This is a genomic window from Staphylococcus sp. HMSC36A10, assembly GCF_001838845.1.
Taxonomy (GTDB): domain Bacteria; phylum Bacillota; class Bacilli; order Staphylococcales; family Staphylococcaceae; genus Staphylococcus; species Staphylococcus aureus.
Map to the genome: position 1 here is coordinate 182,234 of NZ_KV839126.1, position 26,081 is coordinate 208,314.

The following is a 26,081-nucleotide window of genomic DNA, read 5'->3' on the forward strand; positions in this document are numbered from 1 at the left end:
TAACATTTATGATGGTTAGCAAAACGAATTAGAAGATCGAAAGTATACGTAAAAAATATGAAAAATCACGCTATCATTGCACTGAATGTTAGCGTGATTTTTATATATTAATTAAGCCTGAGTTGAACTAGTATATAATCGTTGGTTTTTAGTGATTTTCAGCGATATCTTCTACAATTCCAATGATTACTTGTACTGCTTTTTCCATAACATCAATGGATGCATATTCATATGGGCCGTGGAAGTTACCGCAACCTGTAAAGATGTTTGGAGTTGGTAACCCCATAAATGACAATTGTGAACCATCTGTACCACCACGAATAGGTTCAGTGTTTGCTGGAATATCTAATTTAGCAAAGACACGTTTAGGTATATCAATAATATGAGGCAATGGTAATATTTTTTCTGCCATATTGAAATATTGATCCGATATATCAACTTTAACTGGATAATTTTCAAAATGGGCATTGATATCGTCACGTATTTCTAAAATACGTTTCTTACGCAATTCGAATTGTTTTTTATCATGATCACGAATAATGTATTGCAAAGTTGCTTTTTCAACAGTTCCGTCAAAGTTCATTAAGTGATAAAAGCCTTCGTATCCTTCTGTTCGCTCCGGAACTTCACTATCAGGTAGCAAACTATCGAATTGTTCACCTAAACGTATTGCGTTTACCATTGCATTTTTAGCTGAACCAGGATGTACATTCACACCGTGGCATGTAATAATCGCTTCAGCAGCGTTAAAGCTTTCATATTGTAATTCTCCATATTGACTACCATCCATAGTATAAGCAAAATCAGCATTGAAGCGGTCAACATCAAATTTATGTGGACCACGACCGATTTCTTCGTCTGGTGTAAATCCAATGCGAATGGTACCATGTTTAATTTCTGGATGTTCTTGTAAATAACAAATAGCTTCCATAATTTCCACAATACCCGCTTTATCGTCTGCACCTAGTAACGATGTACCATCAGTTACCATTAATGTGTGACCAACTAAACTGTTAAGTTCTGGAAATACTTTAGGATCTAAGACACGTTTAGTATTGCCTAGTTTGTATGGCTTACCATCATAGTTTTCAATAATTTGCGGTTTAACATTTGAAGCATTGAAATCAGGTGATGTATCAACATGCGCCAAAAATCCAACTGTTGGGACGTCGACATCGATGTTACTTTCTAATGTAGCAAATAAGTAGCCATTTTCATCTAAATCAGTTGGCAATCCTAATTGTTGTAATTCTTTTTCTAATAAATGTAACAAATCCCATTGCTTTTCAGTTGAAGGTGTTGTTGTAGATTTTGGATCAGATTGCGTATCAATTGTCGTATATCTTGTTAATCTATCTATCAATTGGTTCTTCATTATATTCGACCCCTTAAACTCTATTATTCATGTTGTAAGATTTTTTATATGTCTTACCTTTGATTTTACCATACAGTTGTTTGATACGTGTGTATAGGTAATATAGAATTTCAGAAACTAATATACCGAAAGCAATCGCACCTGAAATCAGTGTAACTTCTAAAAATGTATTTACAGCACTTGTATAATCATTCGATACTAAAAAACGAGTCGCTTGATAAGCTGCACCACCAGGTACTAATGGTATAATGCCTGGCACTATGAATATAATTACCGGTCGTTTATATCTGCGACTCATAGTATGACTCATTAAGCCTAAAATTAAGCTTCCCAAAAATGAAGCGCCAACTTTTCCAAACTCTAAATCTACCGTTAATTGGTAAATCGTCCATGCAATGGCACCCACAAATCCACATGCTACTAAGAGGCGTTTGGGTGCATTGAAAATGATAGAGAAAAGTACTGTTGATATAAAGCTGATTGTAAAATGAAATAAATAAAATAGCATGCTTTAACAGTCCTTCCTTAAATGATTAATAAAACGATTGCGACACCAGCACCGATTGCGAATGCTGTTAATGCAGCTTCAACACCGCGAGACATACCTGCAAGTAATTCACCCGCTAATAAATCTCGAATGGCATTGGTAATTAATATACCAGGGACAAGTGGCATGACACTGGCTATAGTAATGATATCTTGATTGGTTGCAATGCCTAATTTAGTACATGTGGCTGCAATGGATATGACCACAGCGGCTGCAACAAACTCTGAGAAAAATTTAATTTGTATATAGCGTTGCACAAAGCTGAATGTTAAAAATGCGGATCCGCCAGCAATGACTGCAATCCAACAATCTGATGCGACACCACCAAACATAAATAGGAAGAAGCCACATGCAATGGCAGCTGCAAAGAAATTCGTTAAAAAAGAATATTGTAATGATGCATGCTGTAAATGAATAAATTCAGATTTAGCTTCATCAATTGTGAGTTCTTTATTTGATATTTTACGTGAAAGACTATTCGTTAAAGCGATTTTCTCTAAATCTGTTGTACGCTCTTGTACACGAATTAATCTTGTACTTGTTCGATCGTTTAATGAAAAAATAATTGCAGTTGAACTGACAAAACTATATGTATTATGAAGACCATAACTATGTGCGATACGGTTCATTGTATCTTCAACTCGATATGTTTCAGCACCTGATTCAAGTAAAATTCTACCTGCAATTAATACAACATCAATCACTTTGTTTTCATCTATAATTGTGATTGAATCTGGCATATCAATTCACCTCCAATGATATGTGTTATTTATTTGAACAATTGAAGTTTACAACTTGTTGTTACAACTTTCAATAGTGAGACTTTGTGTTAGTATGATGAACTTGTATGGTTCAAATTTAAATAAGAAAAACTGTTAATCTTTGCTATTATACTATGATTTAATAATAGCAAAGGATTAACAGTTTTGTCGTTGTTATAAATTGATAATAGGGTTAAACATTACTTTGTTTCGCCCTTGATTTTTGGCTACATGCACCATATCGTCTGCATCTTTAAACACTTTACGCTGTGATTTTGGATCGTCATCTGTTAAATAACCAACACCGATAGACACTGACAATTTAATAACTTCTTTGTTTGGTAAATGGAATGATGATTTTTCAACACCCGAACGAATATTTTCAGCCAATTTAACACTTTGATCAAGTGAATAATTGTGAATGACAACTGAGAACTCTTCGCCACCATTTCTAAAAATTTTAAATTGATTCGGCACATAGTTTTTAAGTAATTGAGACATTTGTTTTAATACAGCATCACCTGATTTGTGTGAGTAGGTATCATTGACATCTTTAAAGCCATCGATATCGATTAATAATAATGCGATACTTTGATGTTCTTTTTCAGCTTTTCGTGAAATTTCATTTAAATGTCTATCAAATTCTTTTACATTACCTAAGCCTGTTAAGTAATCATATTTATCTTCGTTTTCATAACGATTTACGAGTGAGAAGAAATGCCAAATATCGACAAATGTTATCGCTGAAGCTAAAGTGATAATTAATGAAATTGGTATTAAAATGATAACTTCCGATAGTGTGTAAATAGGACTCACTAACGCGACACCAAATAAAATGATTATTGTAACAACATTAAGTATTAATAATGATAGCACATCATTTTGTTTTAAAAATGGTCCAATAGCACTTGTTACTGCAGCAATAACAATCAACGTAACACCGTACATAATCGAGTTGTTAAATACTACAATTTCAACAATTGCTACAATTACTGTGGCAGATAATGTATAGACCATATTTGTAAATCTACCTAAAAACAATAAAGGAACGAATGTTAAGTGAATTAAATAATCTTCACGATAAGGGATAGGGTAGACAGATAATAATAATGATACGATTGTCATTAAAACAGTGACATAAGCCTTAGAAAAAACCATACGTTTGTTTTCTGAATACTGTAAGCGATGGAATAAATAGATTCCAGCGACTATAACAGATATATTGTATATAAATGCTTCGAACATGTCTGAATCGACTCCTTTAATTGACCACTAGCTATTGTAAGTGAAAACTTACAATTTGTCATTAGTTTACATATAAAATTAATGTATGATATAGACTTTGATGTTAAAATGTTGCCTTAAATGATATGATGAAAAAATGAATAATAGGCGATATATAAGAAATGAATCGTATAGTTGTAAATATGATATCATTGATTGAGCGAATTAATTTATAATAAAGCTATAAGATATACGTAGAAAATAGATATATCATTCTATAAAGACAATATTAAATAAATATAACGTTAAAAACAATTAATATCGATGAAGGTGAATAAATGGTTACATTATTACTAGTTGCAGTAACAATGATTGTCAGTTTGACGATAACACCAATTGTTATTGCAATATCGAAAAGATTAAATTTAGTTGATAAACCAAATTTTAGAAAAGTACACACTAAACCTATTTCAGTTATGGGTGGTACAGTGATTCTCTTTTCATTTTTAATAGGTATTTGGATTGGTCATCCTATTGAAACAGAAATCAAACCACTTATTATTGGTGCGATTATTATGTACGTACTTGGGCTTGTAGATGATATCTACGATTTGAAACCGTATATAAAATTGGCTGGTCAAATTGCCGCTGCCTTAGTAGTTGCTTTTTATGGTGTGACTATTGATTTTATTTCGTTGCCAATGGGTACAACGATTCATTTTGGATTTCTTAGTATTCCAATTACTGTGATTTGGATTGTTGCTATTACAAATGCAATTAACTTAATTGATGGACTCGATGGTTTGGCGTCGGGTGTTTCTGCAATCGGACTCATTACAATAGGATTCATTGCAATTTTACAAGCTAATATTTTCATAACGATGATTTGTTGTGTTTTATTAGGCTCTTTAATTGGGTTTTTATTTTACAATTTCCATCCTGCCAAAATATTTTTAGGTGATAGTGGGGCTTTAATGATTGGATTTATCATCGGATTCCTTTCTTTACTCGGATTCAAAAATATTACAATTATTGCATTGTTCTTCCCAATTGTTATCTTAGCAGTTCCATTCATTGATACTTTGTTCGCAATGATTCGACGTGTGAAAAAAGGGCAGCATATAATGCAAGCTGATAAATCGCATTTGCATCATAAACTATTAGCTTTAGGCTACACACATAGACAAACAGTATTATTAATCTATTCAATCTCTATTTTATTTAGTCTTTCGAGCATTATTTTGTATGTATCGCCACCATTAGGTGTTGTATTAATGTTTGTATTAATCATATTTAGTATTGAATTAATTGTTGAATTTACAGGATTAATAGATAACAACTACCGACCAATATTAAATTTAATTAGTCGTAAGTCATCTCATAAAGAGGAATAGGGAATGAAAGCATAGCTGTATGGGATAATTTGTATTATATGGCTTTACTCTTTACAATTTTTTTGTATTAAATTTCAAATATAAAAAAGCACTGCCATAAACGTGTACTTCAATTGCCGTTTAATTATACGCAATTGATATTTACCGTCTAATGATAGTGCTTTTTATTTTTATTCAGTTGGTATATCGAAAGGCAACTGCTTTGGAGTTTCTTCAGTCAAATCGAAATTTCCAGCAGTCATTTGATTTAAAAAGTTAATAAACGCTTCATAGTCACTTTTAACGACATCGATATAGTAGCTTACCTTATCAGTGTAAGTTTGGTTTCTTAACATAAAATGAGTTGAAGCTAATTCATATTCAAATTTACCAGTTTGATCATAATTCAGTGTTACTATACATGGTACTGCTTCTCGTAGTTCGACACGCCCGATATCATAAATGACGTCTCTAACAGCACCGCTATAGGCGCGAATTAAACCGCCACCACCTAATTTAATACCACCAAAATATCTTGTTACTACGACACACGCATTATGAACATCGAGCTTTTTTAATATGTCTAACATTGGGACACTGGCAGTTCCTGTCGGTTCACCATCATCATTCGCTTTTTGAATATTCATTTCAGGTCCAATAGTATATGCAGAACAATTATGAGTGGCATCTTTATGTTCTTTTTTTATTGCAGCAATAAATGCTTTAGCTTCATCTTCATTTTGAACAGGTTTGATATGAGCAATGAATCTTGATTTACTAATCACATTTTCAATAATGTGTTCTTTTTTAACAGTAATGATATTTTGTGTCATAATAACTCCTTAATTCATAAGCTTAAGATTATTTAATCTTCATTATACACTGAAAATGACATGACTATAAATCGTTTGATTGCCATTTTCTTTTTAACTGAAATATTGTATCATTGCTATGAGTATATTTTAGGAGGACGACTATGAAAATTGCTGTGATGACCGATTCTACAAGTTATCTGTCGCAGGACTTAATCGATAAATATAATATTCAAATAGCGCCATTAAGTGTGACTTTTGATGATGGAAAGAACTTTACAGAAAGTAATGAAATAGCAATTGAAGAATTTTATAATAAAATGGCATCGTCTCAAACGATTCCGACAACAAGCCAACCAGCAATTGGCGAATGGATTACTAAATATGAAATGCTAAGAGATCAGGGTTACACAGATATCATTGTCATTTGCTTATCCAGTGGGATTAGTGGAAGTTATCAATCTAGTTATCAAGCAGGGGAAATGGTTGAAGGTGTTAATGTACATGCATTTGATAGTAAGCTTGCAGCAATGATTGAAGGATGTTATGTATTACGTGCTATTGAAATGGTTGAAGAAGGATACGAACCACAGCAAATTATTGATGATTTAACTAATATGCGTGAGCACACAGGTGCATATTTAATTGTTGATGACTTAAAGAATTTACAAAAAAGTGGTCGAATTACTGGTGCTCAAGCATGGGTTGGAACATTATTGAAAATGAAGCCAGTTCTTAAGTTTGAAGATGGCAAGATTATACCAGAAGAAAAAGTTCGTACTAAAAAGCGTGCCATTCAAACATTAGAAAAGAAAGTATTAGATATTGTAAAAGACTTTGAAGAAGTAACTTTATTTGTCATAAATGGAGATCATTTTGAAGATGGTCAAGCGTTATACAAAAAGTTACAAGAAGATTGTCCTTCAGGTTATCAAGTAGCATACTCTGAGTTTGGTCCAGTTGTTGCAGCACATTTAGGTTCTGGTGGATTAGGTTTAGGCTATGTTGGCAGAAAAATAAGATTAACATAATTATAAAATTTTAATAAAAGAGTCTATATTGTAATTGGAAATTATCTCTCGTATACATGGCTTTAAATGTTCATCATTTGAAAGTCAAAATGCTAAAGATATAAGAAAATCATTATAATATTAGGCTCTTTTTTACGTTGAAATGAGGTTTTAAGCATTAAACATTACGGGAAATTAATTCATCCTCATACTTCACTTACTAATGAAAAAATAAAAAAAGAAGTAACAGGTGTCATCAAACAAAATTCAAACTTTTATTGTGTTCAATGTGAAAGTACAAATCCAAAGCATTTTTATCAGTATGCTTCCTCAGTACATTCCAAGAAAATTGTATATTGCAGAAATTGTATATCACTGGGTCGAATGGATAATGTAACAAGATATAAAATAACAGAGAGTTCGCAAAGTTCATCACAAGCATATTATCATCTCTCATTTGAAATGTCGGAACAGCAGTCTTATGCCTCAGAACATATTGTTCGAGCCATTAGAATGAGACAAACGATTTTGTTATATGCCGTAACAGGTGCAGGTAAGACAGAAATGATGTTTCAAGGCATTCAATATGCAAGACGACAGGGAGATAATATAGCTATTGTGTCACCGCGTGTAGATGTTGTTGTAGAAATTAGTAAACGTATTAAAGACGCATTTCTTAATGAAGATATAGACATACTACACCAGCAATCAAGTCAACAATTTGAAGGGCATTTTGTTGTATGCACAGTACATCAACTTTACCGATTCAAACAGCACTTTGATACTATTTTTATTGATGAAGTCGATGCCTTTCCTTTATCAATGGATAAAAGTTTACAACAAGCATTGAAGTCATCTTCTAAAGTTGAACATGCAACGATTTATATGACAGCAACACCACCGAAACAACTTCTGTCAGAGATTCCCCACGAAAATATAATTAAATTGCCAGCTCGCTTTCATAAAAAATCACTTCCAGTTCCTAAATATCGTTATTTCAAACTTAATAATAATAAGATTCAGAAAATGTTATACCGAATTTTACAAGATCAAATTAATAATCAACGTTATACACTGGTGTTTTTTAACAATATAGAAACAATGATTAAAACATTTTCGGTTTATAAGCAGAAAATTACTAAATTAACATACGTCCATAGCGAGGATGTTTTTCGCTTTGAAAAAGTTGAACAATTAAGGAATGGACATTTCGATGTCATTTTTACTACGACAATATTAGAACGTGGATTTACAATGGCAAATTTGGATGTTGTTGTTATCGATGCACATCAATATACTCAAGAGGCTTTAATACAAATTGCTGGACGTGTTGGACGAAAATTAGAATGTCCTACTGGAAAAGTATTGTTTTTTCATGAAGGAGTAAGTATGAATATGATTCAAGCTAAAAAAGAGATTCAAAAGATGAACAAATTAGCATTAAAAAGAGGTTGGATTGATGAATAATTGTTTGAGTTGTGGTGCTAAGTTATATGAAAATATAACCATTTATAATTTGTTCAAGAAACCTAATAGATTATGTGACAGATGCAAAGAGAATTGGGACAATATTAAACTTGATATTAAAGCAAGGCGATGTTCAAGGTGCTTAAAACACTTAAATCAAGATGAAGCGTATTGTTTAGACTGCAAGTTTCTATCGGCACACTTTAATTTAATGGAACAATTATATTGTCAATTTCAATATGACGGTTTAATGAAAGAGATGATACATCAGTATAAATTTTTGAAAGACTATTATTTATGTGAATTATTGGCACATTTGATTGAAATACCACAAACATCTTATGACTATATTGTGCCAATTCCTTCTTCGCCGGCACATGATTTATCTAGAACATTTAACCCGGTAGAAGCAGTACTAAAAGCTAAAGGGATTCGCTTTGATAAGATTTTAAAGATGTCAAATAGACCAAAACAGTCTCATTTAACTAAGAAAGAGCGTCTGGCAGATGAAAATCCATTTATTATTGATACGGAATTAGATTTAAATGGCAAGGAAATATTACTCGTTGACGATATTTATACAACTGGATTAACAATTCATCGTGCAGGGTGTAAATTATACGCTAAAAATATCAGAAAATTCAAAGTGTTTGCGTTTGCACGATAGCGTAAAAATGTTAAAATATAATAAAGAGTTACCAATAAAGAGGTTTAAGGAGAGATTACTATGATTAGATTTGAAATTCATGGAGATAACCTCACTATCACAGATGCTATTCGCAACTATATTGAGGAAAAAATTGGTAAGTTGGAACGTTATTTTAATGACGTACCAAATGCAGTGGCACATGTTAAAGTTAAAACTTATTCAAATTCAGCTACTAAAATTGAAGTAACAATTCCATTGAAAAATGTTACGTTAAGAGCTGAAGAGCGAAACGATGATTTATACGCAGGTATTGATTTAATTAATAATAAACTTGAAAGACAAGTTCGAAAATATAAAACACGTATTAATCGTAAGAGCCGTGATCGAGGAGATCAAGAAGTGTTTGTTGCCGAATTACAAGAAATGCAAGAAACACAAGTTGATAATGACGCTTACGATGATAACGAGATAGAAATTATTCGTTCAAAAGAATTCAGCTTAAAACCAATGGATTCAGAAGAAGCGGTATTACAAATGAATCTATTAGGTCATGACTTCTTTGTATTCACAGACAGAGAAACTGATGGAACAAGTATCGTTTACCGCCGTAAAGACGGTAAATATGGCTTGATTCAAACTAGTGAACAATAAATTAAGTTTAAAGCACTTGTGTTTTTGCACAAGTGCTTTTTTATACTCCAAAAGCAAATTATGACTATTTCATAGTTCGATAATGTAATTTGTTGAATGAAACATAGTGACTATGCTAATGTTAATGGATGTATATATTTGAATGTTAAGTTAATAATAGTATGTCAGTCTATTGTATAGTCCGAGTCGAAAATCGTAAAATATTTATAATATAATTTATTAGGAAGTATAATTGCGTATTGAGAATATATTTATTAGTGATAAACTTGTTGACAACAGAATGTGAATGAAGTATGTCATAAATATATTTATATTGATTCTACAAATGAGTAAATAAGTATAATTTTCTAACTATAAATGATAAGATATATTGTTGTAGGCCAAACAGTTTTTTAGCTAAAGGAGCGAACGAAATGGGATTTTTATTAAAAATTCTTGATGGCAATAATAAAGAAATTAAACAGTTAGGTAAACTTGCTGATAAAGTAATCGCTTTAGAAGAAAAAACGGCAATTTTAACTGATGAAGAAATTCGTAATAAAACGAAACAATTCCAAACAGAATTAGCTGACATTGATAATGTCAAAAAGCAAAATGATTATTTAGATAAAATTTTACCAGAAGCATATGCACTTGTTAGAGAAGGCTCTAAACGTGTATTCAATATGACCCCATATAAAGTTCAAATTATGGGTGGTATTGCAATTCATAAAGGTGATATCGCTGAGATGAGAACAGGTGAAGGTAAAACATTAACAGCGACAATGCCAACATACTTAAATGCATTAGCTGGTAGAGGTGTTCACGTTATTACAGTCAATGAATACTTATCAAGTGTTCAAAGTGAAGAAATGGCTGAGTTATATAACTTCTTAGGTTTGACTGTCGGATTAAACTTAAACAGTAAGACGACAGAAGAAAAACGTGAAGCATACGCACAAGACATTACTTACAGTACTAATAATGAGCTAGGTTTTGATTACTTACGAGATAACATGGTGAATTATTCTGAAGATAGAGTAATGCGTCCATTACATTTTGCAATCATTGATGAGGTTGACTCAATTTTAATCGACGAGGCACGTACGCCATTAATTATTTCTGGTGAAGCTGAAAAGTCAACGTCGCTTTATACACAAGCAAATGTTTTTGCGAAAATGTTAAAACAGGACGAAGATTATAAATACGATGAAAAAACGAAAGCCGTACATTTAACAGAACAAGGTGCGGATAAAGCTGAACGTATGTTCAAAGTTGAAAACTTATATGATGTACAAAATGTTGATGTTATTAGTCATATCAACACAGCTTTACGTGCGCACGTTACATTACAACGTGACGTAGACTATATGGTTGTTGATGGCGAAGTACTAATTGTCGATCAATTTACAGGACGTACAATGCCAGGCCGTCGTTTCTCAGAAGGTTTACACCAAGCTATTGAAGCGAAGGAAGGCGTTCAAATTCAAAATGAATCTAAAACTATGGCGTCTATTACATTCCAAAACTATTTCAGAATGTACAATAAACTTGCGGGTATGACAGGTACAGCTAAAACTGAAGAAGAAGAATTTAGAAATATTTATAACATGACAGTAACTCAAATTCCGACAAATAAACCTGTGCAACGTAACGATAAGTCTGATTTAATTTACATTAGCCAAAAAGGTAAATTTGATGCAGTAGTAGAAGATGTTGTTGAAAAACACAAGGCAGGGCAACCAGTGCTATTAGGTACTGTTGCAGTTGAGACTTCTGAATATATTTCAAATTTACTTAAAAAACGTGGTATCCGTCATGATGTGTTAAATGCGAAAAATCATGAACGTGAAGCTGAAATTGTTGCAGGCGCTGGACAAAAAGGTGCCGTTACTATTGCCACTAACATGGCTGGTCGTGGTACAGATATCAAATTAGGTGAAGGCGTAGAGGAATTAGGCGGTTTAGCAGTAATAGGTACAGAACGACATGAATCTCGTCGTATTGATGACCAGTTACGTGGTCGTTCTGGACGTCAAGGTGATAAAGGGGATAGTCGCTTCTATTTATCATTACAAGATGAATTAATGATTCGTTTTGGTTCTGAACGTTTACAGAAAATGATGAGCCGACTAGGTTTAGATGACTCTACACCAATTGAATCAAAAATGGTATCAAGAGCTGTAGAATCAGCACAAAAACGTGTAGAAGGTAATAACTTCGACGCGCGTAAACGTATCTTAGAATACGATGAAGTATTACGTAAACAACGTGAAATTATCTATAACGAAAGAAATAGTATTATTGATGAAGAAGACAGCTCTCAAGTTGTAGATGCAATGCTACGTTCAACGTTACAACGTAGTATCAATTACTATATTAATACAGCAGATGACGAGCCTGAATATCAACCATTCATCGACTACATTAATGACATCTTCTTACAAGAAGGTGACATTACAGAGGATGATATCAAAGGTAAAGATGCTGAAGATATTTTCGAAGTCGTTTGGGCTAAGATTGAAGCAGCATATCAAAGTCAAAAAGATATCTTAGAAGAACAAATGAATGAGTTTGAGCGTATGATTTTACTTCGTTCTATTGATAGCCATTGGACTGATCATATCGACACAATGGATCAATTACGTCAAGGTATTCACTTACGTTCTTATGCACAGCAAAATCCATTACGTGACTATCAAAATGAAGGTCATGAATTATTTGATATCATGATGCAAAATATTGAAGAAGATACTTGTAAATTCATTTTAAAATCTGTAGTACAAGTTGAAGATAATATTGAACGTGAAAAAACAACAGAGTTTGGTGAAGCGAAGCTCGTTTCAGCTGAAGATGGTAAAGAAAAAGTGAAACCGAAACCAATCGTTAAAGGCGATCAAGTTGGTCGTAACGATGATTGTCCATGTGGTAGTGGTAAAAAATTCAAAAATTGCCATGGAAAATAAATGATATAAAATAACTCCTTCCAATTAAACACCTATAGTTTGTGTTATGGGAGGAGTCTTTTTATTTTACAAGCGTTAAATACTTTAAAAAATGTGAAGAAGTTGTTAAACGTTGTTATGTACTTAGTTTTAAAAAATCGGTTTAGGCATATGTCGATGATAAATGTACTGATTTTTAACAATAAATGCATAAACTAATTGTCAGTGTGCTTATATTTCTTAACATTGTTATTTAACAAAATTATGTTAAAATTTAGCATTATAAAAGATGCAAATCAATGACTTGAATTGAAATATAAATAGGAGCGAATGCTATGGAATTATCAGAAATCAAACGAAATATAGATAAGTATAATCAAGATTTAACACAAATTAGGGGGTCTCTTTGACTTAGAGAACAAAGAAACTAATATTCAAGAATATGAAGAAATGATGGCAGAACCTAATTTTTGGGATAACCAAACGAAAGCGCAAGATATTATAGATAAAAATAATGCGTTAAAAGCAATAGTTAATGGTTATAAAACACTACAAGCAGAAGTAGATGACATGGATGCTACTTGGGATTTATTACAAGAAGAATTTGATGAAGAAATGAAAGAAGACTTAGAGCAAGAGGTCATTAATTTTAAGGCTAAAGTGGATGAATACGAATTGCAATTATTATTAGATGGGCCTCACGATGCCAATAACGCAATTCTAGAGTTACATCCTGGTGCAGGTGGCACGGAGTCTCAAGATTGGGCTAATATGCTATTTAGAATGTATCAACGTTATTGTGAGAAGAAAGGCTTTAAAGTTGAAACTGTTGATTATCTACCTGGGGATGAAGCAGGGATTAAAAGTGTAACATTGCTCATCAAAGGGCATAATGCTTATGGTTATTTAAAAGCTGAAAAAGGTGTACACCGACTAGTACGAATTTCTCCATTTGATTCATCAGGACGTCGTCATACATCATTTGCATCATGTGACGTGATTCCAGATTTTAATAATGATGAAATAGAGATTGAAATCAATCCGGATGATATTACAGTTGATACATTTAGAGCTTCTGGTGCAGGTGGTCAGCATATTAACAAAACTGAATCAGCAATACGAATTACCCACCACCCCTCAGGTATAGTTGTTAATAACCAAAATGAACGTTCTCAAATTAAAAACCGTGAAGCAGCTATGAAAATGTTAAAGTCTAAATTATATCAATTAAAATTGGAAGAGCAGGCACGTGAAATGGCTGAAATTCGTGGCGAACAAAAAGAAATTGGCTGGGGAAGCCAAATTAGATCATATGTTTTCCATCCATACTCAATGGTGAAAGATCATCGTACGAACGAAGAGACAGGTAAGGTTGATGCAGTGATGGATGGAGACATTGGACCATTTATCGAATCATATTTAAGACAGACAATGTCGCACGATTAATATATTTTTTAAGGGAGTGGGACAGAAATGATATTTTCGAAAAATTTATTTCGTCGTCCCACCCCGGCAAGGTTGACTAGAATTGAAAAAAGCTTGTTACAAGCGTATTTTCGTTCAGTCAACTACTGCCAATATAACTTTGTAGAGCATTGAACATTGATTTATGTCTCAGGCTTTTTGGTTTTTTTAAAGGTAGCTAAATAAATTGTAAATTAGATTTTGGAATATGATTTGTTTATGAATATTTAAGTACAATTCGGTAGATAGAGTTAGAATATATTTTTTGAAAGTTGTATTTGTTAAAACAACATATGCAGTGTGCATTTAGTAATATTACCTATGGCGATTTTCAAGGTATTGAATTAATCGTTGAAAACGTTCTCAATTACATGGTATGAATACATTTTACACTATGATAAAAGGTTGTATTCTTTTTATATTGTTAACCATTTGATTACATCGTTATAACAATAGCTTTTGACAAAATGTATTGTGCTATAGTATTTGCATACTTAAAATACTAACAGCAAAGGAATGACAGCAAGATGAAAAAAACTCTTACAGTGACGGTTTCGTCAGTGTTAGCTTTTTTAGCTTTAAATAATGCAGCACATGCACAACAACATGGCACACAAGTAAAAACACCTGTTCAACATAATTATGTATCAAATGTTCAAGCACAAACGCAATCACCGACAACTTATACAGTAGTTGCTGGCGATTCATTATATAAGATTGCATTAGAGCATCACTTAACGTTGAATCAATTATATTCATACAATCCTGGTGTAACACCTTTAATTTTTCCTGGTGACGTGATTTCACTTGTGCCTCAAAATAAAGTGAAACAAACTAAAGCGGTTAAAACACCAGTAAGAAAAGCAAGCCAAGCTAAAAAGGTAGTAAAACAACCTGTACAACAAGCGTCTAAAAAAGTAGTAGTTAAGCAAGCACCTAAGCAAGCAGTAGCTAAGACAGTTAATGTAGCATACAAACCTGCTCAAGTACAAAAATCAGTACCAACTGTACCTGTTGCACATAACTACAATAAATCAGTTGCTAACAGAGGGAACTTATATGCTTATGGAAACTGCACATATTATGCTTTCGATCGTCGTGCACAATTAGGTAGAAGTATAGGAAGTTTATGGGGCAATGCAAATAACTGGAATTACGCAGCAAAAGTTGCAGGATTTAAAGTAGATAAAACACCAGAAGTTGGCGCTATTTTCCAAACAGCTGCTGGCCCATATGGACATGTTGGTGTTGTTGAATCTGTAAACCCTAATGGAACAATTACTGTTTCTGAAATGAACTATGCTGGATTTAATGTTAAATCTTCAAGAACAATTTTAAATCCAGGAAAATATAATTACATCCACTAAGTAATATATCAAGACAAGACTATCCTCTTAGCCTGTTTAAGTAACAGGTTGAGAGGATTTTTTGGTATCATTTAATCAGAGTTATATAAAGAAGATATTTAAATGATATTTAATTGATTGATATGTAAAAAGAAAGTATAATTTATGATTAATTAATGGAGGAGGTAATTGAAATGGGTGTACATCAATATTTTAAAAGATTATCAGATATGGAAAGACTTATAAGATTACCTGGAAAATTTAAATATTTTGAACACAATGTTGCAGCACACTCCTTTAAAGTAACTAAAATTGCTCAATATCTAGCAACAGTTGAAGAATATCATGGACGAAAGATTAATTGGAAAAGCTTATATGAAAAAGCATTAAATCATGATTTCGCCGAAGTGTTTACTGGTGATATAAAAACACCTGTTAAATATGCGAGTAGTGAATTAAAAAAATTATTTTCGCAAGTTGAAGAAGAAATGGTAGAGACCTTTATTGAAGAAGAAATTCCATTACAATATAGAGATGTTTATAAGCAACGACTGCAAGAAGGTAAAGATGATTCATTAGAAGGCCAAATACTTTCAGTTGCTGATAAAATTGATTTGCTTTATGAAACATTTGGAGAAATACAAAAACGTAATCCCGAAGAATTATTTTTCGAAATTTATGAAATGAGTCTAGAAACAATTATTCAATTTGACCATTTAGCATCTGTACAAGATTTTATTAATAATATCATTCCAGAAATGTTGACTGAAAACTTTATACCTAGAACAGAATTAAGAGAAACAACCATGAACATTTTAAATAAAAGAAAAGAGGAAAATGAATGATATGGTATTTTAGCGCAGCATTCTTTCCATGTGTCTTGGTAGTATTATTTAGTGTAATAACAAGAAGTAAATGGGTCGGTACTATTCTGACATTAATTTTAATTGGTGCCTCAATCTATAAAGAGTATTTCCATAACGAGTGGATTATTTTTATTGATGTAGTGTCATTATTAGCTGGTTATTTAATTATAGATCAACTCGAATTTCATAAACATCAAGATGAAGATCGCTAAGATTAACTTTAAAATAATGTTTCAAACAAATTTGTTGAAACAAAATGATGATTAATATAATGTGTATTTACATACTAAAAATAACAAGATAAACGATTTGATTTAAGGCAAGCATAGTTAGCACAACTATGTTTGTTTTTCTTTGTTCGACATTTTTACGAACAAACGTTTGCTTTTTGTGTGACTACTTTGCTAAAATATGTAATGAGAAAGCAAAGAGTTGAGCGGAAATATAAATAATACGTTGAAAGAGGAGGCATATGTGACAATGGTTGAACATTATCCTTTTAAAATACATTCTGATTTTGAGCCTCAAGGTGACCAACCGCAAGCAATTAAAGAAATCGTGGAAGGTATTAAAGCGGGGAAAAGACATCAAACTTTATTAGGTGCTACTGGCACAGGGAAAACATTTACGATGAGTAATGTTATTAAAGAAGTTGGGAAACCAACGTTAATTATCGCGCATAACAAAACATTAGCAGGACAATTATATAGTGAGTTTAAAGAATTTTTTCCTGAAAACAGGGTGGAATACTTTGTAAGTTACTATGATTATTATCAACCAGAGGCATACGTACCGTCTACTGACACTTTTATTGAAAAAGATGCCTCAATCAATGATGAAATTGATCAACTACGACATTCTGCTACAAGTGCATTATTTGAACGCGATGATGTAATTATTATTGCTAGTGTAAGTTGTATATATGGTTTAGGTAATCCTGAAGAATATAAAGATTTAGTAGTAAGTGTTCGAGTTGGTATGGAAATGGATAGAAGTGAATTACTTAGAAAACTTGTAGATGTGCAATATACACGAAATGACATCGATTTCCAACGAGGAACGTTTCGAGTGCGTGGTGATGTAGTGGAAATATTCCCAGCCTCTAAAGAAGAACTTTGTATAAGGGTTGAGTTTTTCGGCGATGAGATTGACCGTATCCGAGAAGTTAACTACCTAACAGGTGAAGTGTTGAAAGAAAGAGAACATTTTGCGATATTCCCAGCTTCTCACTTCGTAACACGTGAAGAAAAGTTGAAAGTTGCGATTGAACGTATTGAAAAAGAATTGGAAGAACGATTGAAAGAATTACGAGATGAGAATAAATTACTAGAAGCGCAAAGGTTAGAACAGCGTACCAACTATGATTTAGAAATGATGCGAGAGATGGGATTCTGTTCAGGAATTGAAAACTATTCCGTACATTTAACTTTGCGACCACTGGGTTCGACACCATATACTTTATTGGATTACTTTGGCGATGATTGGTTAGTAATGATTGATGAATCACATGTGACATTACCGCAAGTTCGAGGCATGTATAACGGAGACAGAGCGCGTAAACAAGTTTTGGTGGATCATGGGTTTAGATTACCGAGTGCATTAGATAACCGTCCACTTAAATTTGAAGAATTTGAAGAAAAGACAAAACAACTTGTGTATGTATCTGCAACGCCTGGACCATACGAAATTGAACATACGGATAAGATGGTTGAACAAATTATTCGTCCTACTGGTTTACTGGATCCTAAGATTGAGGTTAGACCTACTGAAAATCAAATTGACGATTTATTAAGTGAAATTCAAACAAGAGTTGAGCGTAATGAACGCGTACTTGTTACAACGCTCACTAAAAAGATGAGTGAAGATTTAACCACATACATGAAAGAAGCGGGTATTAAAGTTAATTATCTGCATTCAGAAATCAAGACATTAGAACGAATCGAAATAATTAGAGACTTACGAATGGGTACATATGATGTTATCGTAGGTATTAATTTATTAAGAGAGGGTATTGATATACCAGAAGTTTCTCTAGTTGTCATATTAGATGCAGATAAAGAAGGGTTTTTACGTTCTAACCGCTCATTAATTCAAACAATAGGTAGAGCTGCGCGTAACGATAAAGGTGAAGTCATTATGTATGCCGATAAAATGACTGATTCGATGAAGTATGCAATTGATGAGACACAACGTCGTCGAGAAATACAGATGAAACATAATGAAAAACATGGTATTACACCTAAAACAATTAATAAAAAAATACATGATTTAATTAGTGCTACTGTTGAAAATGACGAAAATAATGACAAAGCACAAACTGTGATACCTAAGAAGATGACGAAAAAAGAACGTCAAAAGACAATCGACAATATAGAAAAAGAAATGAAACAAGCAGCGAAAGATTTAGATTTCGAGAAAGCTACAGAATTAAGAGATATGTTATTTGAATTAAAAGCAGAAGGGTGACAAGTAAATGAAAGAACCATCCATAGTAGTAAAAGGTGCTCGTGCGCATAACTTGAAAGATATTGATATCGAACTACCTAAAAATAAATTAATTGTTATGACAGGTTTATCTGGGTCAGGTAAATCGTCATTAGCATTCGATACTATATATGCTGAAGGACAACGACGTTATGTTGAATCATTAAGTGCCTATGCGCGTCAATTTTTAGGCCAAATGGACAAACCAGATGTTGATACAATTGAAGGATTATCGCCAGCAATTTCAATAGATCAAAAAACAACAAGTAAAAATCCAAGATCAACTGTAGCAACAGTAACAGAAATATATGATTATATACGTTTGTTATATGCACGTGTTGGTAAACCTTACTGTCCAAATCACAATATAGAAATTGAATCGCAAACAGTACAACAAATGGTTGACCGCATTATGGAATTAGAGGCACGTACAAAGATTCAATTATTAGCACCTGTCATCGCTCATCGTAAAGGTAGTCATGAAAAGCTAATCGAAGATATTGGTAAAAAAGGTTATGTACGTTTAAGAATCGATGGCGAAATTGTTGATGTAAATGATGTACCTACTTTAGATAAGAACAAGAATCATACAATAGAAGTTGTTGTAGACCGATTAGTTGTTAAAGATGGAATTGAAACACGACTAGCTGACTCTATAGAAACTGCGTTAGAGCTTTCAGAAGGACAATTAACAGTTGATGTCATTGACGGGGAAGACCTTAAGTTTTCAGAAAGCCATGCTTGTCCTATATGTGGATTTTCAATCGGAGAGTTAGAACCAAGAATGTTTAGCTTTAACAGTCCTTTTGGTGCTTGTCCGACATGTGATGGCTTAGGCCAAAAGTTAACAGTCGATGTAGACTTGGTTGTTCCCGACAAAGATAAGACGCTAAACGAAGGTGCAATAGAACCTTGGATACCGACGAGTTCTGATTTTTATCCAACATTGTTAAAACGTGTTTGTGAAGTTTATAAAATCAATATGGATAAACCTTTTAAAAAGTTAACAGAACGTCAACGTGATATATTATTGTATGGTTCGGGTGACAAAGAAATTGAATTTACATTTACACAACGTCAAGGCGGTACTAGAAAGCGAACAATGGTTTTCGAGGGTGTAGTTCCTAATATAAGTAGACGATTCCATGAATCTCCTTCAGAATATACACGTGAAATGATGAGTAAATATATGACCGAACTACCTTGTGAAACTTGTCATGGAAAGCGATTGAGTCGTGAAGCTTTATCTGTTTATGTAGGTGGTTTAAATATTGGTGAAGTAGTCGAATACTCAATCAGTCAAGCGCTGAACTATTATAAAAACATTGATTTGTCAGAACAAGATCAAGCGATTGCAAATCAAATATTGAAAGAAATTATTTCCCGACTCACTTTTTTAAATAATGTGGGACTTGAATATTTAACGCTAAACAGAGCTTCAGGTACACTTTCAGGTGGTGAAGCACAACGTATTCGATTGGCAACGCAAATTGGGTCGCGTTTGACTGGTGTCTTATATGTATTAGATGAGCCATCAATTGGACTGCATCAAAGAGATAATGATCGATTAATTAATACACTTAAAGAAATGAGAGATTTAGGAAATACTTTAATTGTAGTTGAACACGATGATGATACAATGCGTGCGGCTGATTACTTAGTGGATATAGGTCCTGGTGCTGGTGAACATGGAGGGCAGATTGTGTCTAGTGGTACTCCTCAAAAGGTAATGAAAGATAAAAAATCATTAACAGGACAATACTTGAGTGGTAAGAAACGTATTGAAGTACCTGAATATCGCAGACCGGCTTCAGATCGTAAAATTTCTATACGTGGAGCTAGAAGCAACAATCTTAAAGGGGTTGATGTGGACATACCACTATCAATCATGACGGTTGTTACAGGTGTATCAGGTTCTGGTAAAAGCTCATTAGTAAATGAAGTATTATACAAATCATTAGCTCAAAAAATTAATAAATCTAAAGTAAAGCCAGGATTGTACGATAAGATTGAAGGTATTGATCAACTTGATAAAATTATTGATATTGATCAATCACCGATAGGTAGAACGCCACGCTCTAATCCAGCAACATATACTGGTGTGTTTGATGATATACGTGATGTGTTTGCGCAAACAAATGAAGCTAAAATTCGAGGATATCAAAAAGGGCGTTTTAGTTTTAATGTAAAAGGTGGACGCTGTGAAGCTTGTAAAGGTGACGGTATTATTAAAATTGAAATGCATTTTTTACCTGATGTTTATGTTCCTTGTGAAGTGTGTGATGGTAAACGATATAATCGTGAGACACTAGAGGTTACTTACAAAGGTAAAAATATTGCTGACATTTTAGAAATGACTGTTGAAGAAGCAACACAATTTTTTGAAAATATTCCTAAGATTAAGCGCAAGTTACAAACACTAGTTGATGTTGGTCTTGGATACGTCACATTAGGTCAACAAGCTACAACGTTATCAGGTGGTGAGGCTCAACGTGTGAAACTTGCATCTGAACTTCATAAACGTTCAACTGGTAAATCTATTTATATCCTAGATGAACCGACAACAGGGTTACATGTTGACGATATTAGTAGATTATTAAAAGTATTAAACCGATTAGTTGAAAATGGTGATACTGTTGTAATTATTGAACATAACCTAGATGTTATCAAAACAGCAGACTATATTATCGACTTAGGTCCTGAAGGTGGTAGTGGAGGTGGTACTATTGTTGCGACTGGCACACCCGAAGATATTGCTCAGACAAAGTCATCATATACAGGAAAGTATTTAAAAGAAGTACTTGAACGAGATAAACAAAATACTGAAGATAAATAAGATTAAAAGAAGTGAAGGATGTTATAAATTTATCCTTCGCTTCTTTTTATTAATTTAGTAATGAATAGTAGAAAGAAAAGATGCGTAAAAAGAATTATGTTAAGATAGGGTCAATCTAGAGTAGTTAAACATAAATCGAACTGGGAGTGGGACAGAAATGATAAAGAATCACTAATGATTTATTATGTAGTGGTTCTTTGTCATTAGCCACAGCTATTGTGTACTTAAAAAATAGGAATGCATGAGTGCAACTCATGCATAAGAAATACTAATTTCTAAAGAAAAAGTATTTCTTTATGTTGGGGCCCCGCCACCTAATTCCAATATATCATTGTAGAGCTTAGGTCATTGATTTATGGCTCGGACTTTTATGGCGATATGAACCATGTAAATTAAGCAAGCAATAAATTAATGATTGATATTGACTTGTAAAATAATAACAATAATGAACAATTAATATTTATTTTAGCTTTTCAATGTAGATTGGTGTTATATTTTTGATATGATAAGAAGAGATGTAAGAGTAGGGATAAATACAATTGAGGTGAACCCATGTTAACGACAGAAAAACTAGTTGAAACATTAAAGTTAGATTTAATCGCTGGTGAAGAAGGACTATCGAAGCCAATTAAAAATGCTGATATATCAAGACCGGGCTTAGAGATGGCAGGGTATTTTTCACATTATGCGTCAGATAGAATACAACTATTAGGAACAACGGAACTATCGTTTTACAATTTATTACCAGATAAGGATCGCGCAGGTCGTATGCGTAAACTATGCAGACCAGAAACGCCTGCAATTATTGTGACACGTGGATTGCAGCCACCAGAAGAATTAGTTGAAGCTGCAAAAGAATTAAATACCCCACTTATAGTTGCTAAAGATGCGACTACAAGTTTAATGAGTCGCTTAACAACGTTTTTAGAGCATGCACTTGCAAAGACGACATCTTTACATGGTGTTTTAGTAGATGTTTACGGTGTTGGTGTACTAATTACCGGTGATTCAGGAATAGGTAAAAGTGAGACTGCGTTGGAATTAGTTAAACGTGGGCATAGATTAGTAGCAGATGATAATGTAGAAATACGTCAAATTAATAAAGATGAACTAATAGGGAAACCACCAAAGTTAATAGAACATCTATTAGAAATACGTGGACTAGGTATTATCAATGTTATGACTTTATTTGGCGCGGGTTCAATATTAACTGAAAAACGAATTAGATTAAATATTAATTTGGAAAACTGGAACAAGCAAAAGTTATATGACCGTGTAGGTCTTAATGAAGAGACGCTAAGTATTTTAGATACTGAAATCACTAAAAAAACAATACCTGTAAGACCTGGTAGAAATGTTGCGGTAATTATTGAGGTCGCTGCAATGAACTATCGATTAAATATCATGGGCATTAACACGGCCGAAGAATTTAGTGAAAGATTAAATGAAGAAATTATCAAGAACAGTCATAAGAGTGAGGAGTAGGTTGAATGGGTATTGTATTTAACTATATAGATCCTGTGGCATTTAACTTAGGACCACTGAGTGTACGATGGTATGGAATTATCATTGCTGTCGGAATATTACTTGGTTACTTTGTTGCACAACGTGCACTAGTTAAAGCAGGATTACATAAAGATACTTTAGTAGATATTATTTTTTATAGTGCACTATTTGGATTTATCGCGGCACGAATCTATTTTGTGATTTTCCAATGGCCATATTACGCGGAAAATCCAAGTGAAATTATTAAAATATGGCATGGTGGAATAGCAATACATGGTGGTTTAATAGGTGGCTTTATTGCTGGTGTTATTGTATGTAAAGTGAAAAATTTAAACCCATTTCAAATTGGTGATATCGTTGCGCCAAGTATAATTTTAGCGCAAGGAATTGGACGCTGGGGTAACTTTATGAATCACGAGGCACATGGTGGACCTGTGTCACGCGCTTTTTTAGAACAATTACATTTGCCAAATTTTATAATAGAAAATATGTATATTAACGGCCAATATTATCATCCAACATTCTTATATGAATCCATTTGGGATGTCGCTGGATTTATTATCTTAGTTAATATTCGTAAACATTTAAAATTAGGAGAAACATTCTTTTTATATTTAACTTGGTATTCAATTGGTCGATTCTTTATAGAAGGATTACGTACAGATAGCTTAATGCTCACAAGTAATATTAGAGTTGCACAATTAGTATCAATTCTTTTAATTTTAATAAGTATAAGTTTAATTGTATATAGAAGGATTAAGTATAATCCACCGTTGTATAGCAAAGTTGGGGCGCTTCCATGGCCAACAAAAAAAGTGAAGTAGTGATAGTTTGAGGAAATTTTTATCAAAAACACATCATCATACAAACCCTTTATGGCGTGTATACCGTCTTGTTAAATTTTCGAAAGTTTTTAAGAATGTAATTATCATTGAATTTTCGAAATTTATTCCAAGTATGGTACTGAAAAGACATATATATAAACAACTTTTAAATATTAATATCGGTAATCAATCGTCGATAGCTTATAAAGTAATGTTAGATATTTTTTACCCAGAACTGATTACGATTGGTAGTAACAGTGTTATTGGTTACAATGTAACAATTTTGACGCATGAAGCATTAGTTGATGAATTTCGTTATGGACCAGTGACGATAGGATCTAACACTTTGATTGGTGCAAATGCTACCATTTTACCCGGTATAACGATTGGTGACAATGTAAAAGTTGCAGCTGGTACGGTTGTTTCAAAAGATATACCGGATAATGGATTTGCATATGGCAACCCTATGTATATAAAAATGATTAGGAGGTGACAATTTTATGGCGCAAAAGAATAATAATGTAATTCCAATGACTTTTGATGATGCATTTTATCGTAAAATGGCTAAACAGAAGTTTAAACAAAGAGAATATAAACGAGCTGCTGAATACTTTGAAAAAGTGTTAGAATTGTCACCTGATGATCTGGAAATTCAAATTGATTATGCACAATGTCTAGTGCAACTTGGTATTGCTAAAAAAGCAGAACATTTATTTTATGACAATATTATTTATAATAGGCATCTAGAAGATAGCTTTTATGAATTGAGTCAGCTCAACATTGAAGTTAACGAACCAAACAAGGCATTCTTGTTTGGTATTAATTATGTTATTGTTAGCGACGACCAAGATTATAGAGATGAATTAGATCAAATGTTTGATGTGAAATATCAAAGTGAAGAACAAATTGAACTTGAAGCTCAATTGTTTGTAGTTCAAATACTATTCCAATATCTTTTTTCTCAAGGTCGATTAAAAGATGCAAAGAATTATGTCTTACATCAACCACAAGAAGTTCAAGATCATCGTGTAGTACGTAATTTATTGGCAATGTGTTATTTATATCTCGGTGAATATGATACGGCTAAAGCATTGTACGAAGCACTATTACAAGAGGATAGTACAGATATATATGCATTATGCCATTATACTTTGCTACTTTATAACACTAAGGAAAATGAACAATATCAAAAATATTTAAAAATATTAAACAAAGTTGTACCTATGAATGACGATGAAAGTTTTAAATTAGGTATTGTATTAAGTTATTTAAAGCAGTATCGTGCATCACAACAATTGTTGTACCCTTTATATAAAAAAGGGAAATTTTTATCAATTCAAATGTACAATGCTTTAGCATATAATTATTATTATTTAGGTGAAGAAGACGAAAGTCATTACTACTGGGATAAATTGAAGCAAATTTCTAAAGTGGAAATTGGACATGCGCCTTGGGTAATTGAAAATAGCAAAGAAGTTTTTGACCAACATATTTTGCCATTACTTCAAAGTGATGACAGTCATTATCGTTTATATGGTATTTTTTTATTGGATCAATTAAATGGTAAAGAAATTGTGATGACGGAAAGTATTTGGCAGGTTCTGGAAAATCTAAATAATTATGAGAAATTGTATTTAACGTATTTAGTTCAAGGTTTAACGCTCAATAAATTAGACTTCATTCATCGCGGCTTATTAACGCTTTACCATAATGAATTATTTGTAAGTGAAAATGATGTAATGGTTGCATGGATTAATCAAGGTGAACTCATAATTGCTGAAAAAGTAGATTTAACTGATGTTGAGCCATATATCGGTGCGTTTATTTATTTGTATTTTAAAAATCAACCTCGAAACGTTACAAAGAAGCAAATTACAACATGGTTAGGCATAACACAATATAAACTGAACAAAATGATTGAATTTCTCTTGAGCATATAGATTTATGAAAAGTTAGATTTAT

At 32.8% G+C, this 26,081-nt stretch carries 23 protein-coding genes; 18 read left to right on the top strand and 5 right to left on the bottom strand.

Features of this window, described 5'->3' with window-relative positions:
* Positions 1-148 precede the first annotated feature (148 nt).
* The 4 genes from pepT to HMPREF3247_RS11515 form a co-directional block, all read right to left on the bottom strand.
* Positions 149-1,375: a peptidase T gene (pepT, locus tag HMPREF3247_RS11500; RefSeq protein WP_000795823.1), complete on the bottom strand. Its 1,227-nt coding sequence runs from the start codon at positions 1,373-1,375 to the stop codon at positions 149-151.
* A 13-nt stretch (positions 1,376-1,388) separates the two neighbouring features.
* Positions 1,389-1,883 carry a threonine/serine exporter family protein gene (locus HMPREF3247_RS11505; RefSeq protein WP_000899890.1) on the bottom strand — a complete coding sequence of 165 codons (495 nt, stop codon included), beginning with the start codon at positions 1,881-1,883 and terminating at the stop codon, positions 1,389-1,391.
* A gap of 17 nt (positions 1,884-1,900) precedes the next feature.
* The gene (locus tag HMPREF3247_RS11510; protein ID WP_001113405.1) at positions 1,901-2,662 is read right to left on the bottom strand and encodes a threonine/serine exporter family protein; all 762 of its coding nucleotides are present in this window, start codon (positions 2,660-2,662) and stop codon (positions 1,901-1,903) included.
* Between the two features lie 195 nt (positions 2,663-2,857).
* Positions 2,858-3,928 carry a GGDEF domain-containing protein GdpS gene (locus HMPREF3247_RS11515; RefSeq protein ID WP_000460983.1) on the bottom strand — a complete coding sequence of 357 codons (1,071 nt, stop codon included), beginning with the start codon at positions 3,926-3,928 and terminating at the stop codon, positions 2,858-2,860.
* 317 nt (positions 3,929-4,245) lie between these two features.
* Here HMPREF3247_RS11515 and HMPREF3247_RS11520 point away from each other — a divergent pair, with 317 nt between their 5' ends.
* A complete protein-coding gene (locus HMPREF3247_RS11520) occupies positions 4,246-5,301 on the top strand; it encodes a glycosyltransferase family 4 protein (RefSeq protein WP_000258151.1) in 1,056 nt (351 codons plus the stop codon).
* A 170-nt stretch (positions 5,302-5,471) separates the two neighbouring features.
* On the opposite strand, the gene HMPREF3247_RS11525 is transcribed toward HMPREF3247_RS11520, so the two are convergent.
* Positions 5,472-6,113, bottom strand: coding sequence for a YigZ family protein (locus HMPREF3247_RS11525; RefSeq protein ID WP_064129979.1), 642 nt, complete (start codon positions 6,111-6,113; stop codon positions 5,472-5,474).
* A gap of 143 nt (positions 6,114-6,256) precedes the next feature.
* Here HMPREF3247_RS11525 and fakB1 point away from each other — a divergent pair, with 143 nt between their 5' ends.
* The 17 genes from fakB1 to HMPREF3247_RS11610 all read left to right on the top strand — a co-directional run bounded on the left by fakB1 (position 6,257) and on the right by HMPREF3247_RS11610 (position 26,059).
* Positions 6,257-7,123 (top strand): fatty acid kinase binding subunit FakB1, encoded by an 867-nt coding sequence (gene fakB1 / locus HMPREF3247_RS11530; RefSeq protein ID WP_000686344.1) that lies wholly within the window; start codon positions 6,257-6,259, stop codon positions 7,121-7,123.
* Between the two features lie 363 nt (positions 7,124-7,486).
* Positions 7,487-8,569 (top strand): ATP-dependent helicase ComFA, encoded by a 1,083-nt coding sequence (locus HMPREF3247_RS11535; protein WP_001566548.1) that lies wholly within the window; start codon positions 7,487-7,489, stop codon positions 8,567-8,569.
* Complete coding sequence (locus HMPREF3247_RS11540) at positions 8,562-9,236, top strand: ComF family protein (protein WP_001057965.1); 675 nt, start codon at positions 8,562-8,564, stop codon at positions 9,234-9,236. The genes HMPREF3247_RS11535 and HMPREF3247_RS11540 overlap by 8 nt, the downstream gene beginning before the upstream one ends.
* A 60-nt stretch (positions 9,237-9,296) precedes the next feature.
* Positions 9,297-9,869: a ribosome hibernation-promoting factor, HPF/YfiA family gene (gene hpf / locus HMPREF3247_RS11545; protein WP_000617735.1), complete on the top strand. Its 573-nt coding sequence runs from the start codon at positions 9,297-9,299 to the stop codon at positions 9,867-9,869.
* A 413-nt stretch (positions 9,870-10,282) separates the two neighbouring features.
* Positions 10,283-12,814, top strand: coding sequence for a preprotein translocase subunit SecA (gene secA / locus HMPREF3247_RS11550; RefSeq protein WP_000506408.1), 2,532 nt, complete (start codon positions 10,283-10,285; stop codon positions 12,812-12,814).
* Between the two features lie 41 nt (positions 12,815-12,855).
* A complete protein-coding gene (locus HMPREF3247_RS11555) occupies positions 12,856-12,960 on the top strand; it encodes a hypothetical protein (RefSeq protein WP_001790092.1) in 105 nt (34 codons plus the stop codon).
* 168 nt (positions 12,961-13,128) lie between these two features.
* Positions 13,129-14,239, top strand: a protein-coding gene (gene prfB, locus HMPREF3247_RS11560; protein ID WP_010956549.1) for a peptide chain release factor 2 whose coding sequence is annotated in 2 segments (ribosomal slippage) — positions 13,129-13,200 and positions 13,202-14,239 — 1,110 coding nt in all. Because the reading frame shifts where the segments join, the coding sequence is not laid out codon by codon here.
* A gap of 290 nt (positions 14,240-14,529) precedes the next feature.
* Positions 14,530-14,637 carry a hypothetical protein gene (locus tag HMPREF3247_RS11565; protein ID WP_072360986.1) on the top strand — a complete coding sequence of 36 codons (108 nt, stop codon included), beginning with the start codon at positions 14,530-14,532 and terminating at the stop codon, positions 14,635-14,637.
* Between the two features lie 147 nt (positions 14,638-14,784).
* Positions 14,785-15,624 carry a CHAP domain-containing protein gene (locus HMPREF3247_RS11570; protein ID WP_000753321.1) on the top strand — a complete coding sequence of 280 codons (840 nt, stop codon included), beginning with the start codon at positions 14,785-14,787 and terminating at the stop codon, positions 15,622-15,624.
* 173 nt (positions 15,625-15,797) lie between these two features.
* Entirely contained in the window at positions 15,798-16,448 is a 651-nt protein-coding gene (locus HMPREF3247_RS11575; protein WP_000538141.1) for a YfbR-like 5'-deoxynucleotidase, read from the top strand.
* Positions 16,445-16,681 (top strand): CsbA family protein, encoded by a 237-nt coding sequence (locus HMPREF3247_RS11580; RefSeq protein ID WP_000638419.1) that lies wholly within the window; start codon positions 16,445-16,447, stop codon positions 16,679-16,681. The genes HMPREF3247_RS11575 and HMPREF3247_RS11580 overlap by 4 nt, the downstream gene beginning before the upstream one ends.
* 268 nt (positions 16,682-16,949) lie before the next feature.
* Positions 16,950-18,935: an excinuclease ABC subunit UvrB gene (uvrB, locus tag HMPREF3247_RS11585; RefSeq protein WP_000229253.1), complete on the top strand. Its 1,986-nt coding sequence runs from the start codon at positions 16,950-16,952 to the stop codon at positions 18,933-18,935.
* A gap of 7 nt (positions 18,936-18,942) precedes the next feature.
* Positions 18,943-21,789 carry an excinuclease ABC subunit UvrA gene (gene uvrA, locus HMPREF3247_RS11590; protein WP_000662681.1) on the top strand — a complete coding sequence of 949 codons (2,847 nt, stop codon included), beginning with the start codon at positions 18,943-18,945 and terminating at the stop codon, positions 21,787-21,789.
* A 552-nt stretch (positions 21,790-22,341) separates the two neighbouring features.
* Positions 22,342-23,274, top strand: coding sequence for an HPr(Ser) kinase/phosphatase (hprK, locus tag HMPREF3247_RS11595; RefSeq protein ID WP_000958224.1), 933 nt, complete (start codon positions 22,342-22,344; stop codon positions 23,272-23,274).
* 5 nt (positions 23,275-23,279) lie between these two features.
* Positions 23,280-24,119 (top strand): prolipoprotein diacylglyceryl transferase, encoded by an 840-nt coding sequence (gene lgt, locus HMPREF3247_RS11600; RefSeq protein ID WP_000513305.1) that lies wholly within the window; start codon positions 23,280-23,282, stop codon positions 24,117-24,119.
* Positions 24,120-24,126: 7 nt separating this feature from the next.
* Positions 24,127-24,612, top strand: coding sequence for an acyltransferase (locus HMPREF3247_RS11605; protein WP_001224793.1), 486 nt, complete (start codon positions 24,127-24,129; stop codon positions 24,610-24,612).
* A 7-nt stretch (positions 24,613-24,619) separates the two neighbouring features.
* The gene (locus HMPREF3247_RS11610; protein WP_000057542.1) at positions 24,620-26,059 is read left to right on the top strand and encodes a tetratricopeptide repeat protein; all 1,440 of its coding nucleotides are present in this window, start codon (positions 24,620-24,622) and stop codon (positions 26,057-26,059) included.
* The last annotated feature ends 22 nt before the right edge of the window (positions 26,060-26,081 follow it).

Bases quoted from the DNA above. Each gene is read 5' to 3' on its own strand.
- HMPREF3247_RS11525 (WP_064129979.1), bottom strand. From the start codon at position 6,113: ATGACACAAAATATCATTACTGTTAAAAAAGAACACATTATTGAAAAT.
- HMPREF3247_RS11510 (WP_001113405.1), bottom strand. From the start codon at position 2,662: ATGCCAGATTCAATCACAATTATAGATGAAAACAAAGTGATTGATGTT.
- HMPREF3247_RS11535 (WP_001566548.1), top strand. From the start codon at position 7,487: ATGGATAATGTAACAAGATATAAAATAACAGAGAGTTCGCAAAGTTCA.
- HMPREF3247_RS11610 (WP_000057542.1), top strand. From the start codon at position 24,620: ATGGCGCAAAAGAATAATAATGTAATTCCAATGACTTTTGATGATGCA.
- uvrA (WP_000662681.1), top strand. From the start codon at position 18,943: ATGAAAGAACCATCCATAGTAGTAAAAGGTGCTCGTGCGCATAACTTG.
- HMPREF3247_RS11515 (WP_000460983.1), bottom strand. From the start codon at position 3,928: ATGTTCGAAGCATTTATATACAATATATCTGTTATAGTCGCTGGAATC.
- secA (WP_000506408.1), top strand. From the start codon at position 10,283: ATGGGATTTTTATTAAAAATTCTTGATGGCAATAATAAAGAAATTAAA.
- lgt (WP_000513305.1), top strand. From the start codon at position 23,280: ATGGGTATTGTATTTAACTATATAGATCCTGTGGCATTTAACTTAGGA.
- hprK (WP_000958224.1), top strand. From the start codon at position 22,342: ATGTTAACGACAGAAAAACTAGTTGAAACATTAAAGTTAGATTTAATC.
- HMPREF3247_RS11540 (WP_001057965.1), top strand. From the start codon at position 8,562: ATGAATAATTGTTTGAGTTGTGGTGCTAAGTTATATGAAAATATAACC.
- HMPREF3247_RS11505 (WP_000899890.1), bottom strand. From the start codon at position 1,883: ATGCTATTTTATTTATTTCATTTTACAATCAGCTTTATATCAACAGTA.
- hpf (WP_000617735.1), top strand. From the start codon at position 9,297: ATGATTAGATTTGAAATTCATGGAGATAACCTCACTATCACAGATGCT.
- HMPREF3247_RS11575 (WP_000538141.1), top strand. From the start codon at position 15,798: ATGGGTGTACATCAATATTTTAAAAGATTATCAGATATGGAAAGACTT.
- pepT (WP_000795823.1), bottom strand. From the start codon at position 1,375: ATGAAGAACCAATTGATAGATAGATTAACAAGATATACGACAATTGAT.
- uvrB (WP_000229253.1), top strand. From the start codon at position 16,950: ATGGTTGAACATTATCCTTTTAAAATACATTCTGATTTTGAGCCTCAA.
- fakB1 (WP_000686344.1), top strand. From the start codon at position 6,257: ATGAAAATTGCTGTGATGACCGATTCTACAAGTTATCTGTCGCAGGAC.
- HMPREF3247_RS11580 (WP_000638419.1), top strand. From the start codon at position 16,445: ATGATATGGTATTTTAGCGCAGCATTCTTTCCATGTGTCTTGGTAGTA.
- HMPREF3247_RS11570 (WP_000753321.1), top strand. From the start codon at position 14,785: ATGAAAAAAACTCTTACAGTGACGGTTTCGTCAGTGTTAGCTTTTTTA.
- HMPREF3247_RS11520 (WP_000258151.1), top strand. From the start codon at position 4,246: ATGGTTACATTATTACTAGTTGCAGTAACAATGATTGTCAGTTTGACG.